This window comes from Marinobacter sp. MIT930201 (genome assembly GCF_047122665.1).
GTDB classification, from domain to species: domain Bacteria; phylum Pseudomonadota; class Gammaproteobacteria; order Pseudomonadales; family Oleiphilaceae; genus Marinobacter; species Marinobacter salarius.
Genome location: NZ_CP138916.1, coordinates 191487 through 208610, shown reverse-complemented (window position 1 = coordinate 208610; position 17124 = coordinate 191487). Strand labels below are relative to the sequence as shown.

The 17124-nt window shown below is 58.0% G+C and carries 17 protein-coding genes; 9 read left to right on the top strand and 8 right to left on the bottom strand.

The window, feature by feature from the left end; all coding sequences use genetic code 11:
• Position 1: 1 nt before the first annotated feature.
• Complete coding sequence (locus SIC19_RS00975; protein WP_127401037.1) at positions 2 to 1018, bottom strand: class I fructose-bisphosphate aldolase; 1017 nt, start codon at positions 1016 to 1018, stop codon at positions 2 to 4.
• 273 nt (positions 1019 to 1291) lie between these two features.
• On the opposite strand from SIC19_RS00975, the gene katG reads away from it, so the two are divergent.
• Entirely contained in the window at positions 1292 to 3505 is a 2214-nt protein-coding gene (gene katG / locus SIC19_RS00970; RefSeq protein ID WP_127401039.1) for a catalase/peroxidase HPI, read from the top strand.
• A gap of 92 nt (positions 3506 to 3597) precedes the next feature.
• Here the strand turns inward: katG and SIC19_RS00965 are convergent, their stop codons facing one another.
• On the bottom strand, positions 3598 to 4563 hold the full coding sequence (locus SIC19_RS00965) for a putative zinc-binding metallopeptidase (protein ID WP_041333119.1): 966 nt from the start codon (positions 4561 to 4563) through the stop codon (positions 3598 to 3600).
• A gap of 137 nt (positions 4564 to 4700) precedes the next feature.
• Here SIC19_RS00965 and SIC19_RS00960 point away from each other — a divergent pair, with 137 nt between their 5' ends.
• Together SIC19_RS00960 and SIC19_RS00955 are read left to right on the top strand one after the other, a co-directional pair.
• Positions 4701 to 5114 (top strand): MarR family winged helix-turn-helix transcriptional regulator, encoded by a 414-nt coding sequence (locus SIC19_RS00960; RefSeq protein ID WP_126812940.1) that lies wholly within the window; start codon positions 4701 to 4703, stop codon positions 5112 to 5114.
• A 40-nt stretch (positions 5115 to 5154) separates the two neighbouring features.
• On the top strand, positions 5155 to 6033 hold the full coding sequence (locus SIC19_RS00955; protein ID WP_127401041.1) for an alpha/beta fold hydrolase: 879 nt from the start codon (positions 5155 to 5157) through the stop codon (positions 6031 to 6033).
• Positions 6034 to 6063: 30 nt separating this feature from the next.
• Here the strand turns inward: SIC19_RS00955 and SIC19_RS00950 are convergent, their stop codons facing one another.
• Positions 6064 to 7356, bottom strand: coding sequence for a cation:proton antiporter (locus SIC19_RS00950; protein ID WP_091641968.1), 1293 nt, complete (start codon positions 7354 to 7356; stop codon positions 6064 to 6066).
• A 310-nt stretch (positions 7357 to 7666) separates the two neighbouring features.
• Here SIC19_RS00950 and SIC19_RS00945 point away from each other — a divergent pair, with 310 nt between their 5' ends.
• Positions 7667 to 8812 carry an arylamine N-acetyltransferase family protein gene (locus SIC19_RS00945; protein WP_127401043.1) on the top strand — a complete coding sequence of 382 codons (1146 nt, stop codon included), beginning with the start codon at positions 7667 to 7669 and terminating at the stop codon, positions 8810 to 8812.
• A gap of 17 nt (positions 8813 to 8829) precedes the next feature.
• On the opposite strand, the gene SIC19_RS00940 is transcribed toward SIC19_RS00945, so the two are convergent.
• Positions 8830 to 9525 carry an aspartate/glutamate racemase family protein gene (locus SIC19_RS00940; RefSeq protein ID WP_127401045.1) on the bottom strand — a complete coding sequence of 232 codons (696 nt, stop codon included), beginning with the start codon at positions 9523 to 9525 and terminating at the stop codon, positions 8830 to 8832.
• Positions 9526 to 9659: 134 nt separating this feature from the next.
• Here SIC19_RS00940 and SIC19_RS00935 point away from each other — a divergent pair, with 134 nt between their 5' ends.
• The 4 genes from SIC19_RS00935 (at position 9660) to SIC19_RS00920 (ending at position 13644) form a co-directional block, all read left to right on the top strand.
• Entirely contained in the window at positions 9660 to 10574 is a 915-nt protein-coding gene (locus SIC19_RS00935; protein ID WP_127401047.1) for a pirin family protein, read from the top strand.
• A 92-nt stretch (positions 10575 to 10666) separates the two neighbouring features.
• Entirely contained in the window at positions 10667 to 11698 is a 1032-nt protein-coding gene (locus SIC19_RS00930; protein ID WP_127401049.1) for an AraC family transcriptional regulator, read from the top strand.
• A gap of 153 nt (positions 11699 to 11851) precedes the next feature.
• The gene (locus SIC19_RS00925; RefSeq protein ID WP_127401051.1) at positions 11852 to 12925 is read left to right on the top strand and encodes a class I SAM-dependent methyltransferase; all 1074 of its coding nucleotides are present in this window, start codon (positions 11852 to 11854) and stop codon (positions 12923 to 12925) included.
• Between the two features lie 125 nt (positions 12926 to 13050).
• Positions 13051 to 13644, top strand: a complete 594-nt coding sequence (locus tag SIC19_RS00920; protein ID WP_127401053.1) for a LysE family translocator — start codon at positions 13051 to 13053, stop codon at positions 13642 to 13644.
• On the opposite strand, the gene SIC19_RS00915 is transcribed toward SIC19_RS00920, so the two are convergent.
• From SIC19_RS00915 to SIC19_RS00900, 4 genes are read right to left on the bottom strand one after another with little or no spacing between them, the layout of a single operon-like run.
• Entirely contained in the window at positions 13603 to 14469 is an 867-nt protein-coding gene (locus SIC19_RS00915; protein WP_127401054.1) for an AraC family transcriptional regulator, read from the bottom strand. The two genes, SIC19_RS00920 and SIC19_RS00915, sit on opposite strands and share 42 nt — an antisense overlap.
• A 24-nt stretch (positions 14470 to 14493) precedes the next feature.
• A complete protein-coding gene (locus SIC19_RS00910; RefSeq protein ID WP_127401056.1) occupies positions 14494 to 14826 on the bottom strand; it encodes a YnfA family protein in 333 nt (110 codons plus the stop codon).
• Between the two features lie 51 nt (positions 14827 to 14877).
• The gene (locus tag SIC19_RS00905) at positions 14878 to 15702 is read right to left on the bottom strand and encodes a haloacid dehalogenase-like hydrolase (RefSeq protein ID WP_127401058.1); all 825 of its coding nucleotides are present in this window, start codon (positions 15700 to 15702) and stop codon (positions 14878 to 14880) included.
• A 46-nt stretch (positions 15703 to 15748) separates the two neighbouring features.
• On the bottom strand, positions 15749 to 16705 hold the full coding sequence (locus tag SIC19_RS00900; RefSeq protein ID WP_075196889.1) for a LysR family transcriptional regulator: 957 nt from the start codon (positions 16703 to 16705) through the stop codon (positions 15749 to 15751).
• A 118-nt stretch (positions 16706 to 16823) separates the two neighbouring features.
• Here SIC19_RS00900 and SIC19_RS00895 point away from each other — a divergent pair, with 118 nt between their 5' ends.
• Entirely contained in the window at positions 16824 to 17054 is a 231-nt protein-coding gene (locus SIC19_RS00895) for a hypothetical protein (RefSeq protein ID WP_007154336.1), read from the top strand.
• Positions 17055 to 17124: the final 70 nt, after the last annotated feature.

The window sequence follows — 17124 nt, the reverse complement described above, 5'->3', positions numbered from 1 at the left end:
GTCAGCCCTCCATTTCCGAAGCATACTGCCCGAGGGTGGCCAGGCTGTTCAGCTTGGCACGCTTAACCATCGCCGCCTGGGCGGCTTCGCGGTTGGAGGAAATGCCCGCCCAGGCTTTCTGGGCTGGCTCCTGCAGTGCCCGCCCGTAGGAAAAGCTGAGTGTCCAGGGCAGCGCCGGGCCACTGTTCATAGCGTTCAGGTTCAGGGTCGCTTCTGCCGGTGTCTGACCACCAGACAGGAAGTTGATGCCGGGTACCGCTGCCGGCACCACACGCCGGAACACTCTCAAGGTGTGTTTTGCCACGTCCTCTGGGCTTGCCTTCTGGCCATTGGCGTTGCCAGGAGTGACCATGCTGGGTTTGAGAATCATGGTCTCAAGCTCAACGTGATGGCGCCGCAGGGCCTGAAATACTTCGTTGATAACGGCCTCATTCACCTCCGCGCTTCGCTCGATGCTATGGTCGCCATCGATCAGCACTTCCGGTTCCACGATGGGTACCACACCACAGGACTGGCAGATGGCGGCATAGCGTGCCAAGACCTCTGCATTTGCCTCAATGGCGGCGCGACTGGGGTTGGTATCGGTGATGTGGTAAACGTTCCGCCACTTGGCAAACCGCGCACCGAGTTCCTTGTAGTCTTCAAGCCGCTGGGCCAATCCATCCAGGCCCTCGGTAATCTCATCCCCGGGGGCATTAACCATCGGGCCCTTGCCCTTATCTACCTTAATGCCGGGCACAATGCCCTGTTTTGCCGCCACAGAGGGTAGGCTGGCGCCATCGTCCGCGTGCTGTCGCAGGGTTTCCTCGAACAGGATCACACCACTGACGTACTCTCCCAGCCCCGGCGCAGCGAGAATCAGGTTGCGATAGTGTCGTCGGTTTTCTTCGGTGGACTCCACACCAACCGCCTTGAACCGTTTGGCGATGGTTGGATTGCTCTCGTCCGCCGCCAGAATGCCCTTACCTTCGCAGACCAGTTCACGGATGGTGCTTTCAAGCTGTTCCTGAGTGTTCATCCAAAACTCCCGTCGCTATGCCAGTGAACGTTTCAAATCTCTGAGTGTTCAGTATAGATCTTCAGCAACCAGATCACAGTTATCAACCGGTAACTCGCGGGGGGACATATTGATAAACAAAAACTATTGCATTGGTACGAAAAAACAACCTGAACTAATAGTGAAAAATGCGAGTACATTGACTAGATTGGTAGCTGATTGGTTCCGTTTGTCAGTGCAACAACGATCAATGAAACAACGAAAGAGATGGTAGCAACCCACGGAGAGAGTGATATGAGCGGAAACGAAGGTAAATGCCCGGTTATGCACGGGGCCCGCACAAAGCTGCAGGACGAGGGTCCGGGTGTCAACGACTGGTGGCCGAACCAACTGAACCTGGGTATTTTGCACCAGCACAACCCCAAGTCGAACCCGTTGGGGGAAGACTTTAACTACGCTGAAGAATTCAAGAAACTTGACCTGCCTGCGGTCAAGAAGGACATAGAAACCGTACTGAAAGATTCGCAGGACTGGTGGCCCGCAGACTACGGCCATTACGGTCCGTTCATGATCCGTATGGCATGGCACAGCGCCGGTACCTATCGAACCGGTGATGGACGCGGTGGTGCCGGCACCGGCAACCAGCGTTTCGCGCCTATCAACAGCTGGCCTGACAATGGCAACCTGGACAAGGCCCGCCGTCTGCTGTGGCCCGTCAAGCAGAAGTACGGCAATAAGCTGTCCTGGGCCGACCTGTTTATCCTCACTGGCAACGTGTCCCTTGAGTCCATGGGCTTCAAGACCTTTGGTTTCGCCGGCGGCCGTGAGGACATTTTCCAGCCCGAGGAAGACATTTACTGGGGTGCGGAAAGGGAATGGCTGGCCACCAGTGACAGGCCGAACAGCCGGTATTCCGGTGATCGCGACCTGGAAAATCCTCTGGCCGCGGTTCAGATGGGTTTGATCTACGTGAATCCGGAAGGCCCGGATGGAAACCCGGACCCGTTGGCATCGGCTCGCGACATTCGCGAAACCTTTGCCCGAATGGCGATGAATGACTATGAAACAGCAGCCCTGACCGCTGGCGGCCATACGTTTGGTAAGACCCATGGCGCTGGTGATCCGGACAAGGTTGGCGCAGAGCCGGAGGCAGCGCCGATCGAAGAAATGGGCCTGGGCTGGAAGAGCAGCCATGGCAGCGGCAAGGGCCGTGATGCCATTACCAGTGGTCTCGAGGGCGCTTGGACACCCAGCCCGACCAAATGGGACATGAGCTATTTTGACGTGCTGTTTGGCTACGAGTGGGAACTGACCAAGAGCCCGGCCGGCGCCCAGCAGTGGCGGCCGAAAGGATTGACCGAGAAAGACATGGCGCCTGATGCGGAAGATCCGTCCAAGCGCGTGGGAATCATGATGTCCACCGCCGATATGGCGATGAAGCAGGACCCGGAATACCGCAAGATCTGCGAGCACTTCCATAAGAACCCGGAAGAGTTTGCGGACGCCTTTGCTCGCGCCTGGTTCAAGCTGACGCACCGCGATATGGGCCCGAAAGCCCGCTATCTCGGCCCTGAAGTGCCGGCAGAAGACCTGATCTGGCAGGACCCGGTGCCAGCGGTCGATCACGAGCTGATCAATGCCCAGGACATTGCTGACCTCAAGAGCAAGATCCTGGGAGCGGGCCTGTCGGTCTCCGAGCTGGTTTACACCGCATGGTCTGCCGCGTCGACGTTCCGTGGCTCCGATCTGCGCGGTGGGGCCAACGGCGCCCGCATCCGCCTGGCTCCCCAGAAAGACTGGGAAGTAAACGAGCCACAGCAACTGGCGAAGGTGCTACAGGCGCTTGAAGGCATCCAGAAGTCCTTTAACGATGCCCAGTCGGGCAACAAGAAGGTTTCCCTGGCTGACCTGATCGTGCTCGGCGGTAATGCCGCGGTTGAGAAGGCCGCCAAGGATGCAGGCCACAGCATCGACGTGCCGTTCTCACCGGGACGCACCGATGCAACCGATGACCAGACGGACGTTGAAGCCTTTGACTGGCTCAAGCCCGAAGCGGACGGCTTCCGCAACTATCGCCGCGCGGCGTTCACCGTTTCCGACGAGGAAATGTTGATCGACAAGGCGCAGTTGCTGAACCTGAGCGCACCGCAGATGACGGTACTGGTAGGTGGCTTGCGGGTACTGGGTGCCAATTACAAGCAATCGAAGCACGGTGTATTGACCAACTCGCCGGGCAAACTCACGAACGATTTCTTCGTGAACCTGACCGACCTTAACACCGAGTGGAAGCCAACATCGGCTGACGCGGACGTGTTTGAAGGGCGCGATCGCAAAACCGGCGACGTGAAGTGGACCGGTACGCGTGTGGACCTGATCTTCGGTTCCAACTCGCAGCTTCGCGCGGTGTCTGAGGTGTATGCCCAGGCAGACGCGAAGGAGAAGTTCGTCAAGGACTTCGTCACCGCCTGGAACAAGGTGATGAACGCGGATCGTTTCGATCTGTCGTGATTGAATGCCCGCACCAAAGTGCGGGCATTTCGATAGTAAAACGGCGTTTCAATGAAAGTTGAAACGCCGTTTTTTTATGCAAGTTCTGCTATTCAGAGCCCCTGGGCACCCCTGCGAAGCCAGTCATGCACAAACGCCAGCTTGTGGCGCGCGAAATCCGACAGAACAAAGGGGTACAGGTCAGACAGACCCATTGACCGGTTTACATGGTTCACGCCCATGGCGATGGACGCGGCGATATGGATCAAACGCTGGGCGTCTGGTTCTGAATAGGGATCCCAGTTCGGACCTGGCACTTCCGGAGAGGTTAAACCGGAGGCCACAAAGCTGTCGGTCAGGTCCGTCAGGTGTAACAGATGCGCCGCGGTTTCCGCCCAGTCTTCATGGGGATGGGCCGAGGCATAGCTGGTGAGGTAGAACTTTTTCCAGTCCTGCGGCGGGCCGTTCTCATAGTGGTGCTGAAGCGCGCCCGGGTAGCTGATGCGCTCGTCACCAAACATTGCGCGGAAGGCATCCAGGAAGTCCTCACGCAGGCTCAGACGCCACCAGAGCATGTGGGCAATCTCATGGCGCATGTGGCCAATCATCGTTCTGTAGGGCTCTTCCAGCGCCTCCCTGCGGGTGGTGCGCAGCACCGGGTCTGCTTCTGCGACACTGATGGTGACGACGCCTTGGGCGTGGCCCATTGGCACCGGAGTAGGGCCCTCGGCGAGCATATGGAACACCGGCCTTGCGCCGGGGTCTTCCGGGCGAAACCAGTGCCAGCGACCCAGATTATCGATCACCCAGCGTTTGGAGGCCTCGGTTTGGGCCCAGTTGGGGATGGCGTTGGCAATCGATGGGTCTGGTGCCAGCGCCGTCATTGCACAGGCGCGACAGAAAGCGCCTTGCTCCGGTGCGATCCAGTTGCAGCCAATCACGTCCCGGTTGGCGCAGAAGGGTGGCATCGGTAGAAATGCTCGCGCCTGGGGGTCGTAGGCCACCGGCGTACCGTCAGCCGTAGCAAGATTATCAAACCAGAGAGAGCCGGAACCGACGGGGTTGGCGAAAACGCGCATAAAGAAAGTCTTCCAGCGGAATGGACTTCGAGTATAGGAATTGACTGCGCCGGATGTCCAACGCTGCGTTGACGGGCTTGTCAGATATTTCACACGTGTAGTATATTTGATTCACATGTGAAGTAACTGGGTGACTAATGGATAAACGGTTTTTCTATCTCCTGAACAAGGCCCGCCATCGAGTATACAAACACGCTGACCAGCGCAGCGAAGAAGCGCTGGGTATTTCGGTCACCCAGGTGGGGGCTCTGTTGCTGGTTGCGGGTGACGAGGGGTGTCTGCTGAAGGACCTGGCCCACAGCCTGCACCTGAACAGTTCCGCGCTGACGGGGCTGGCCGGGCGGATGGAGAACAAGAGCCTGTTGGAGAGACGCACCTGTGACAGGGATGGCCGTGCATCCCGCCTGTATCTCACCGATGTCGGGCGCGAGAAAATCGAGAGCGCCAAACCGCTGATCACGGAATTGAACAATCGTATGACCGAGGGTTTCAGTGACGAAGAAGTGACCGTCATCCTTAAGTTCCTCAATCATCTCGCCAACGATTTCTGACACCAGGGCAAGGTATTCGGCAAGTATCAGGAGAACTATCATGAGTGCCAGGGAGTCTTCATTACCCCCAACCAATAGAAAGGATGTGCCCGTCACAACACCGGGTGGTCATCGAATCCAGCTTCGGGTATTTCCTGCGGCTCAGTCCAGTTCGGTCGTCATCGTAGCTGGCGCTATGGGTGTGGGGCAGCATTGCTACGAGAAATTCGCACGCTATCTGAGCAGCCAGGGCTTTACCGCGATAACCTTCGATTATTTCGGTATGGGCGCCTCCCTGAACAGCCATCTTCGGGATTGCCCGGTCAAGGTGACGGAGTGGGGGAGTGAAGACTGCCGGGCGGTTATCGACTTCGCCCGTCAGCATTACCCGGGGCAGCGTCTTCAATGGATTGGGCACAGCGTCGGCGGCCAGTTGCTGGGTATGACGCTGAACGTAAACGATCTGGATCACGCGGTTACCGTCGCCTGTGGCAGCGGCTATTGGCGTGAGAATTCACCACCCACCAAACGCATTGCCTGGTTTTTGTGGTACTTCATGGCACCTGTCAGTGTGCGGATGTTTGGCTATTTTCCCGGAAAGCGCCTGAACATCGTGGGTGACTTACCGCCCAATGTGATACGCCAGTGGCGGCAATGGTGCCTCGACCCCGAATACGCGGTGGGGAAAGAAGGCCGGGCACTGCGCGAGCAGTTCGCTGCGGTAAAGGTACCCATTTCCGCCGTCGCCTTCTCTGATGACGAAATGATGTCCCGGCGGAATGTTGATTCACTGCACAGTTTCTACACTCACGCGGCTGTCACGATGCACCGAGTTCATCCGAAGGAGGTTGGCGAAAGTCGCATTGGCCATCTTGGGTGGTTCCGCGAGCAATATGAAACGTCGATCTGGCAAAACACGTTGCTGCCACTGCTTCGTTGATCGAGCAGAATGTTCACTATGGCGGGCGCTTCAGTGCGCCGATTTTCGCGCCCGCCAGAATCGAGCGATGGCCGGTTTAACGCTTACGCCATGAACCAGGATCGACAGGGCGACCACCACCAGGGTCAGGTGAATCAACTCCAGGGCAATGTTTTCCGGCAGCCCATGTTGGATGGCGTACATCAGATAGTAGAGAGAACCAATGCCCCGCACACCGAACCAACCCGCGAGATTTCGCAACCGGATCGGCGCCTTGCTGCCGAGCAGGCCAAGGTGAACACTGATGGGGCGGGCGACGAAGAACAGAAAGGCGGCGAAACCAACCGCGCGCCAGCTCCATGAATCCCAGAACAGGGAACCGCCAATCAGCAGGACCAGAACGATTTCTGCCAGCCTCTCCAGATGTTCGTTGAATATCAGAGAGCTCTGATGCACATGGGCGATGGCCAGCGGCGCCTCGCCCGGATAGGTTTCTCCGGACGTTGCATCTGAATAGGACTGCTTAAGACCGGCCAGCTTCAGTTCGGTATGCCGCAATGCCACTGCCGCGCTGAATACCGCCAGAAATCCCCAGGCATTGACCAGCAGACTGATGCCATAGGCAAACGCAATCAGGCCCAGCCCAAGGAAACTTTCCAGAAACTCGGAGTGGGTGAACGTGGTGCGCAGTTTCTGAACCAGCCAGCCGACCAGACAGCCGGCCACAATACCGATGACGATTCCCGCGCCGCTGGCCCAGACAACATCAACCGCGAACCATCGCCACCCGACATCTCCCAGATCATGCAAACCTAACAGTCCGAGCCCCAGCATCACGAAAGGAAAGGCGCTGCCGTCGTTCATTCCTGCTTCACTGGTTAGCGCAAACCGCAGCCGGTCAGGATCATCGGCATGCCGAACCTGTACTTCGGTGGCAAGCACCGGATCGGTGGGCGCCACTACGGCACCAAGCAGTACGGCTGCGCCTAGGGGCAGGGCCAGCCAGAAGTATCCAAACAGCGCCACAATACCCACGGTCAGCGACATCGACACAACCGCCAGTCTCAGGGGGTTGCGCCACCGCCTGAAGGTCACCGGGGCGGGCATTTTAACGCCAGCGCAATACAGCGAAATCAACACGGCTATTTCGGTCAGTAGTTCCAGCAGTGCGGATTCTTCAAGTGGGTTGAAGTGGAACAGTCCAAAGCCCATCGGGCCGACAACAAAACCGACGAGCAGGTACACAATGGCTGACGTGGCAGGCCCGTTTTTGATGTAGGACGCCGTAAAGCCCACTAACAGAAGAAGGGCGCCCAGTAATAGAAACCAGGTAGCAGTGGTCATAGGTAACTCAGTAAGAGAGTGGTGAAGTAAAGGCCTCGCGGTAATCGAGATTCCTAACGATGCGCTCTTATCCGGAATTCTGCCAGCGGAAAGCCCCGAGTTTCCTATACGGTTCAGTAATTACCGATGCGGCCGCGGGTATCGGTGAATCGGGGGCTTGACCTAAACTAAGGTTTAGGTCTTATCGTCCATAACCACATCCACAATACAGCGAGGAGACCAATATCATGAGCCAGGACATTGAGGTGGGCGTTATCTATGGCAGCATCCGTGAGGCCCGGCTTAACAATCCTTATGGGGAGGTAACGGCATGAATACAGCAGTTAAGGAGGACTCTATTTCCCTGAACGGAGCACGTGTTCTGGTGTTGGGGCGTTCCGAGGCGGTCCTGGAAGCGGTGCTGGGTGAACTCACGGCCCTGGGTATCGATGCCCAGGGCACGGCTGAGCCTGAGAAGGCAACGGAGCGTTACGACGCCCGGAATTATGATCTCATCGCTCTTGGGCGGGGTCTTCTTGGTGAAGCCGGCCAGTCCCTCAAAGCACAGTTCCGGGAGCGCAACGCCGATGTGCGCTTCCTGGATACCTACGCCCCCTTTGCGGTCTATGAGATTGCCACGGCTCTGGAGTGCTCGTACCCACCGAATGTGGACCTGGAGCCTTACCTGGCACGCATCGGTAGTGAGGGGCCCGTGGCACCGACCCTGGAGACTCTCAAAGAACTCCATCAGCGCCATCCGGACGCCATCCCGTTCGAGGCCATTGATGTACTGCTGGAGCGCGGTGTGGATATCGCCCCGGATGCCGTAGAAGACAAGCTGGTCCATGGCAGGCGCGGTGGTTACTGCTTTGAGCACAATGGCCTGTTCAAAAGAGTGCTTGAGGCCATCGGTTTCCACGTGGAAGGCCTTTCCGCCCGTGTACGCTGGAATGCAGCGCCCGGGACCGCCCCGCAGCCATACTCTCACATGGCGCTAAGGGTTGTTGTGGACAACGTGCCGTGGCTGGTGGACGTGGGTTTTGGAGGCTGCGTACTCACGACGCCGCTCCGCATGGACACGATAGAACCCCAGGCCACTTCCCACGAGACTTTCCGGCTGATCCCGTTCGGGCCGGGAATGCTGCTACAGATGTGGATAGACGAGCAATGGAAGCCCGTCTACGAGTTGTCTAGCGAACCCCGTCTGGAAGGTGACTACGAGGTTGCCAACTGGTACACCTCTGAGCACCCGGATTCACACTTCCGGAAAAACCTGATGGTGGCTCGCACCAGCACGGAGGCCCGCTACACACTGCTGAACGGCCGCTATACGGTCCGTTACTCCGATGGCCGTACTCACCGGGAGGTCCTGGAGGCAGATGGTATAGAGCGGGTGCTGGCGGATACATTCCAACTGCCGGTGCAACCGGACTGGCGCCCAATGATTGAGCGTGCTGCCTTGCTGACCGAGCGCTAGCATGGCCCCTGCTGAAATCAGTCCTCCGTGAGGGCCTGATTCACGGCCTGCGCTGCATGGATCGCCGTTGTGTCATACAGCGGGACGGGGGTATCGGTCTGCTTGATCAGCAGGCCGATTTCCGTGCATCCCAGGATGACCGCTTGCGCACCTTGCTCGGCCAGTGAGTTGATGACGGCCAGATACGCCTCCCGGGAAGGCGCCTGGATCTCGCCCTGGCAGAGTTCTTCGTAGATGACCCGATGAACCTCCGCCCGCTGGGGAGCATCCGGTGTGACCACCTCAATGCCAGCCGCTTCCAGGCGCTCGCGGTAGAAGGCCTGCTCCATGGTAAACCGTGTACCCAAGAGCCCCACGCGCTGGATGTTGTCCTGTGTCAGCACCTTCGCTGTGGCATCGGCAATGTGAAGCAGGGGGATGTTGATAGCCTCTTCAATCTCCGGCGCTACTTTGTGCATGGTGTTGGTGCCGATCATCAGAAAATCCGCTCCCGCGTTCTCCAGGGAAAGCGCTGCGCCGGAAAGAATCCTGGCGGTTGCCGGCCAGTCTCCCTGGTGTTGAAGCGCTTCAATTTCCGCGAAGTCCACGCTATAGAGCACCAGCTTTGCGGAATGCAATCCGCCCAGACGTGATTTCACGCCCTCATTGATCAGCCGGTAATAGGTTTGAGTGGATTCCCAACTCATGCCGCCAAGAAGGCCAATGGTTTTCATAAAACGCTCCCTGTTCTAACAATGGTAGACACGATGAGACTAACAAATACGTCCGTCGCTGTATTGGATAGTTGAACATCTCAATTATTCGGGGCAATGTGGAACTTCCTGAACATACGCATAGGAGCGGTGCCGTGAGTAATGTATTGGAGTCTGCCGAACAACGTTGCGACGCTATCGAGGCACCCTGCAGTGCAATTCAAACCATACTGAGCCCTCGCATCACGGATCTCGGTGGTTTCTCCGTGCGCCGCCTGCTACCGACTGCAAAACAGAAAATGGTTGGCCCCTGGATCTTTTTTGATGAAATGGGGCCGGCGGATTTTTCGGCGGGGCAGGGCATCAATGTGCGCCCGCATCCGCACATTGGCATAGCAACCGTGACCTACCTGTTCGAGGGCGAGATTCTCCATCGGGATTCCATCGGCAGCCTCCAGCCCATCCGCCCCGGCGACATTAACCTGATGGTGGCCGGCCGTGGCATCACCCATTCTGAACGTGAACGCCCGAGCATCACAGTAGAGGATCACCGGCTGCATGGCCTGCAGCTCTGGCTGGCGCTGCCGGAAGACCACGAGGAGACAGAGCCAGCTTTCCATCATTATCCAAGTGACGACATCCCGGCGATCACCATCCAGGATGTCCCGGTACGGGTTATGATCGGTAGCGCCTATGGTGTGGTTTCGCCGGTGCGACAATTCAGCGACACCCTATATCTGGAAGCCTCCCTCAAGGCCGGGCAGACACTCGAGCTGCCCGACGCCCCCGAACGTGCTGTTTACGTGGCCCAGGGCGGCCTGACGGCCCACGGCTCCGAATTGCCAGCGCACAGTATGACTGTGTTTGCTCGTGAACCGGGTGTATCCGTCACCGCTACGGAAGACACCCGCATCGCGGTGATCGGCGGTGAACCGGTAGGCCGCCGGTTTATCGAATGGAACTTTGTATCGTCCCGGAAAGAACGAATCGAGCAGGCCAAGGACGATTGGCGGGCAGGGCGGTTCGATAAGGTGGTTGGGGATGAGGCGGAGTTCATTCCTTACGAATAAAGCGCTTTCCTGTTCGGGTTATGGTTGAATGGAATTTGATCAGATAGGCAGTCGCGTGTCTGTGAAACAGGATTGCGGTCGGAGCAACTGTCATGAGCGAGGATGTGCTTTCCGGATTGCTTCGTCGTATTCGCCTGCGCGGAGCACTGTTCTTTCACGTTGAATGTGCAGGTACCTGGGTGATTGAGGCGCCCGCCTCGGTCTTGATTTCTGGCACCGTCCTGCCGGCCTCTGAGCACCTGATGGAATACCATGTTGTGCTGCATGGCACCTGTTGGGCAGGCATAACGGGGGAGCCATCGTTTGAAATGAACGCCGGGGATGTCATTCTCTTTCCCCATGGTGATGCCCATGTGATGTCCTGTGCTCCCGGACTCAGGGCGGAGCCCGACCTTCCATTCCTGATTGCAAATCTCAAACGGCGTGCCGGCTTACCGTTTATGGTGCACCAGCAGGACAACAAACGCGTGCGTCCGGCCACTCCTCATGACGGAACCGACATGTCCCAGCCAGTTGCCACGCTGTTGTGCGGCTTTCTGGGATGCGATCTCGGCCCCTTCAATCCTTTGCTCACGTCATTACCACGGATTATCCATGCTCGGGCCAGCGAGTTGTCTGAAAACAGCTGGACCGGCCAGTTGGCCAGGCTTGCGCAAGCCGAATCTGGCGCGAGACGGCCCGGTGGTGAAGCCGTTCTGGAACGGATGAGTGAAATGATGTTTGTGGATCTTATCCGGCTTTACCTGAGCACGATGCCGAAAACGCAGACCGGATGGCTCGCGGCCTTGAAGGATCGGCACCTGAGCCGGGTTCTCAGCCTGATGCACAGCCAGCCGGCGGAAGCCTGGACCCTGGAAAAGCTCTCGAGTCATGCCGGCCTTTCGCGCTCGGCGCTGCAGGAGCGTTTCGTTGAACTGATTGGGCGGCCACCCATGCAGTATCTTCGATGCTGGCGGATGCAGGTGGCGTCCAACCTATTGGTTGAAAGTAACGCCAAGCTGGCCACCATCGCCCATAAAGTGGGTTACGAGTCGGAAGAAGCGTTCAGTCGCTCGTTCAAGCGTGCCGTTGGACAAGCCCCGGCGACCTGGCGCCGGGAGAGGTCGTTCCATGAACTCCGGTAGATCAGTCATGCTTGCCGGGCGGATGATCATTTTGCCCGAACCGGAATACCTCCACTATGGTCATGTGAGCTGCGTGCCCGGTTTTCCTCAGGGAAGAGAGTAGGTTCGTCGCCACGACAACCTCATACCTCCACGAAATCCGGGAGAACGATCATGGAAGCAACTCAAGTTTTTGATGAAAACAAACTCAATGCCTTTGTCGGGCAGGTTCTTGGAGACCTTGGTGGCGCCTACAGCGCCGCCCTGGTCAAGATGGGTGATCGGCTAGGCCTGTATCGGGAGCTACAAAGTGGCGGGCCGGCAACCTCGTCTGAGCTCGCCGAGAGAACCGGCTATTCCGAGCGCTATCTACGGGAATGGCTGGCCCATCAGGCGGCCTCGACTTACCTGGACTACAACCAGGCAACCAGGCGTTTCCGATTGCCTCCGGAGCAGGCGATGGTATTCGCAGATGAAAACAGCCCGGTTTACATGATTGGGGGCTTCGAAAATGCCTTTACTACATTTGAGAACGAACCAAAGGTGCGTGCTGCGTTCCGCACAGGTGAAGGCGTTGCCTGGGGTGACCAGGCTCAATGTATGTTCTGTGCCGTTGCCAAGTTCTTTCGTCCAGGCTACGTGCACAACCTGGTTCAGAGCTGGTTGCCCGCCCTGGATGGTGTGGTAGAGAAATTGCAGCGCGGAGCTCGGGTTGCCGATCTTGGCTGCGGCCATGGCCACTCCACTCTGTTGATGGCAGCGGCGTTTCCCAACTCGACGTTTGTGGGGTTCGACTTCCATGGGGGCTCCATTGACGCTGCCAATGCACACCGTGAAGAACAGGGCCTTGACCCCGGCCGAGTGCGCTTTGAACAGGCGACGGCGAGTGATTTCGAGGAAGGCGATTTCGATCTGGTAACCTGTTTTGATGCCCTGCACGACATGGGAGACCCAGCGGGTACGGCCGCCCATGTGTTCGAAAAACTCAAACCGGATGGCACCTGGATGGTGGTTGAACCAATGGCCGCCGACGAACTCAGTGATAACTTCAACCCGGTAGGGCGGCTTTTCTACGCAGCATCCACCAGTATCTGTGTGCCCACAGCCCTGGCACAGAAGACTGGTCTCGCGCTCGGCGCTCAGGCGGGAGAGCGAAAGCTGACAGAAGTAATCAAAGAAGGCGGTTTCCGCAAGGTCCGCAGAGCGGCGGAAACTCCGTTCAACATTGTTCTGGAAGCGCGCGCCTGAACTCGGTGCATGAGGTTCCAGGGGAAATATCGCCTGGAACCTTTTCGCGAACCGCAATTTTGTTCAATACCGGCTTCAGTGTTCGGGGCAAACTCCGCTCATAACCTGAACGGAGAATACCATCCATGAGCCTTTCCCTGATTCTGCCCATGTCCGCGTTTGCGTTGGCGGCGTCCATTTCCCCGGGGCCGGTCAACCTTGTTTGTCTGAGCAGTGGCATCCGCTATCCGGTTTCCCGGGGGCTGATCTTCGTAACCGGTGCAACCCTGGGCTTCATCGCACTGTTCGTTGCCGTAGGGCTGGGGCTCTATTCGCTGCTGACCATGGTGCCGATGCTGGAGACGTTGTTGCGATGGGGCGGTGTCGCATTCCTGCTTTATCTGAGTATAAAGCTGGCCATGGACAGCGGCCAGCTACCGGAAACAGGTGTTGATAAGGCGCCGGGCTTCGGCACCGGGGCAATCATGCAGTGGCTGAACCCCAAAGCCTGGCTGGCCTCGGCGTCTGGCATCGGCGCCTATACCAGCGCCCACGACCTGAAGCAGATCCTGCTGTTTGCGTCGCTCTACCTGCCGATTTGTTGGTTGTCCCTGGCGTGCTGGGTGTATGCGGGGGCTTTCCTGCGGCGATACGTGCAGCGGCCTGCGGTGCTGGTGACCATCAACCGGACCCTGGCTTTATTGCTTGCGATCAGCTGCCTGTATCTGGTGACTGGTTGAGGACTGTCGATACTGATTCGGCGTTGCCGCCATCAGCCGTTTGAACGTGCGCTGGAAATGAGGCTGGTCGGCGAAGCCTGCGTTCAGTGCGGCCTCGGCGATAGGGGTGCCGTTGGCGAGCTCAAGGCGCCCTAGCTGGATGCGGCGGTTGAGAAGATAGGCATGGGGCGTAAGCCCGAAATATTGCCTGAACGCCCGGATCAGGTGGCCGGCGCTGTAACCGGAAATTTCACAGAGCGTATCCAGCGATACGTCTTCTGCCATGTGGTTGTCCAGATAGCGTGCCAGCTCAGTCAGGGCATCCGGCGCCTTTGGTTGCTGCACCACCGGTTGCCGGGCCAATTCATGCATCAGGTCTGACAGGAACTCCACCACCTCGGTCTGCTTTTCGAGAAGGGCACGCTGAGCATCCAGAAGGCACTCTGCCATGCGGCAGTAGCGTTCATACCAGATGGGCTCCGAGAGGGTTGCAGTGGCAATGTCCTGCCAGTGTGGGGTTGGCAGCAGCCCGGCCCGAAACCGCAGATCCGTCAGCCATCCGGTATCCACATACAGCATCAGGTAGGCCCAGGGCTGGTTGTCGATGGGGTTGCATGAATGAACCCACTCCGGGTTCATCAGTACCAGATCACCAGCGCGAACATGGAAAAGATCCTCCCGATACTGATAGGTGCTTTCGCCGCCGGTAATAGCGCCAATGGACCATTGCGTATGGCTGTGAGGGGCATAACAGACTTGGCGTCCGTCGCTGACCTTGCGTAATTCCACATGGGGCAGTCGGGCATCGCGCCAGAAAATGGGTTTACTCACGGTGGTGTTGGTCATGCCCGCCATCATATCCTCAGTGCGTTACGTGCTCCTGGGCGCAAACATAATGATGGCCATGCCCGTTAAAGCCACAGCCGTGCCCACCAGATCCCAGACCGTTGGCCGAACGCCATCCACGGCCCATAACCAAAGTATCGCCATAAAGATATAAACACCACCATAGGCTGCGTACACCCGGCCAGCGGCCGTCGGGTGCAGCGATAACAACCAGGCGAACGCGGCCAGGCTCAGGGCGCCGGGGATCAGCAGCCAGATGGTCTTGCCTTCCCGCAGCCACAGATAGGGCAGGTAGCAGCCGACGATCTCGGCCAGGGCGGTCACTAAAAAGAGGCCGACGGTTTTCAATTCTGGCATCACGCTGCTGTTTCCCGTTCAGTATCAGTCGGCGGCTTTCTCCGCGTTCATTTAGCCATGCTTCCGCTTGTACAGCCTGAGTATACCTCGAACCGTTACATCCAGCTGGCTGCCGGATGTGTAATCACCCCGTACCACGTAGTTGGCCCGCTCTTCGGAGATAAGCTTTTCGATCTTATTCTGGGTATTGCCGTCGCCCCATTTGTCACCGTCGAACACCGCTAGACTGCACCCGCCCTGCGCCTTCACCATTTTCATTGCCGGGATATCGGTGTCACCGTCGCCGAAATAGATCATGTGGTCGAAGGGCACGGGGCGTTCACCGGGTTCAATGTATTCGTTAATGGTGACGTTGTCCCAGCTGTTTTCGATGCCTTTGTTAATGCGGAAAAGGTACTGGGTTTTTGTGGTGTAATCGATGGCTACAGCGGGCCACTTGGCATGCCCTGTGGCTTCATCATAGTGATAGCGGCACCCAAAAATCTTCTTAAAATGCTTCGCCACCGGCGTGCCGCGAATCATCTCTTCCAGCCCACTGGAGACAATGTAATGGCTCAGGGCAATACCCTGGTCGCTGGCGAAGCAGTTGATGGCGTCAAACCAGTCCACGACCCCGGGGAACAGGGGGATGGACTTTCCGTAGGCCTGTAGTCTCTCCGGTTTCAGCTCATCCTGCTTGCCCTCATCGCGGGCGCGCTTGGCCAGTTCGCCGAGGTAGGTGAGTATCTCATCGCCGTCCCGCTCACGGTTCTTGCGATTCACTTCCGGCCAGAAGTCGGAATGCTCGTTCAAACCCAAGGCCGGCATCAGGCCGTGTTCGGCGCAGTTGCCTTTGGCAAGGGTGCCGTCGAAGTCATAGATCAGAGCGCATTGCATTGTCTTTGTGCCTTCTTTCCATGGATGACATCAGCGTAGCCGGTTATTACAAACGACGCCCGGCCAGGCGATTTTTCTGGGCGCGGACGGCCTCTGTCAGAAAATCCATCAGCGCATGAATCCTCACCACGCCTCGCAGGTCCGGATGCATCAGAAACCACAGGCCGTATTCCAGCTCTGGAATGGGGTCGGTGAGTTGAACGATGTCCGGGTCCTCGTCCGCGAGATAGCAGGGCATCACGGCCAGCCCCATGCGGGAGCGAATGGCGCTGAGGATGCTCACCAGGGTATCCACACGGTAAACACAGGCCTGCTTCAGCGCGTGGTTATCCATCCACTGGTCCACGGAGGAATCCTGAAGCCTCGGCCCGGCGCCAATCCAGGGCTCACTGGCAAGGGCCTCTATGGAGGTTCCCGGCGTCAGGCCGAGGTCTTTGTGAGCATAGACAGCCTGGCCGAGGGTGGTCAGTGGCCGGCCAATCAGGTTTTCCGGTGGACGGTTGGAGGGGCGTATAGCCACGTCCGCCTCCCGACGTGTGAGATTGAACAACTGATTGGACACCGCAACATCCAACACAATGCCTGGGTATTTGTGCCGGAACTGCGTGAACAACGGTGCCAGCACGCCCATCAGAAGAGAGTCCGTTGTGGTGGTCCAGATCTCGCCACTGGGCTCCAGGTCACGGCCGGCCACCTTGCGTTCGGCGGCCAGGGCGGCCTCGTCCATGACCTTTGCCGTGTCTGCGAGTTCTTCCCCTGCCAGTGTGGGCCGATAACCTGTGCGGCCTCTCTCAAAGAGAATCACCCCAAGGCGCTGCTCAACATCGCCCAGCCGCCGGAACACCGTAGCGTGGCTCACGCCCAACGCCCGAGACGCGCCAGAGAGCGAGCCAGAAGTAGCAATGGCGAGCACCAGTTCAAAGTCATTCCACGCCAGATTGCTCCGTGTTCTCGCGGAGGCGGTGGGCGATTTTTTGGGTTGTTTATCTGTTCGTTTTTGCAAAGTCTGTTCTCGGTTCTAGGGAATAGTTTGCAGTTTAGAACAAGTTTAGCATGTACCTGAACTCATACGACAACCAGTGCGATCCGCCACAAGGTGCGGCGCCAGGGAGGATAGAGACATGTTGATCTCAGCAGAAAAGACCTACCTTAGCGGTGGCAATTCGCTGGCTTTCCGCGAGCCGGCAGACGGTAATGCAAAAGAGTTGCACCGGAGCAGCATACCGCTCAGATATCGCGATGGGATGGGAGGCGTCAATCTTGAGCAAGTGAAGCGGGATCAGCGCAGGGCGCGTCGAGACCTCATGCGGGCGATGATCCGGGGCCTGAACCGGCTGCTACGTCTGCACTAGAAGAACGCTCCGGCTGCGGCACGCCAACCGGTGCTGATCGGTCAGTGTTGCTATAGTCATATAACAGGCA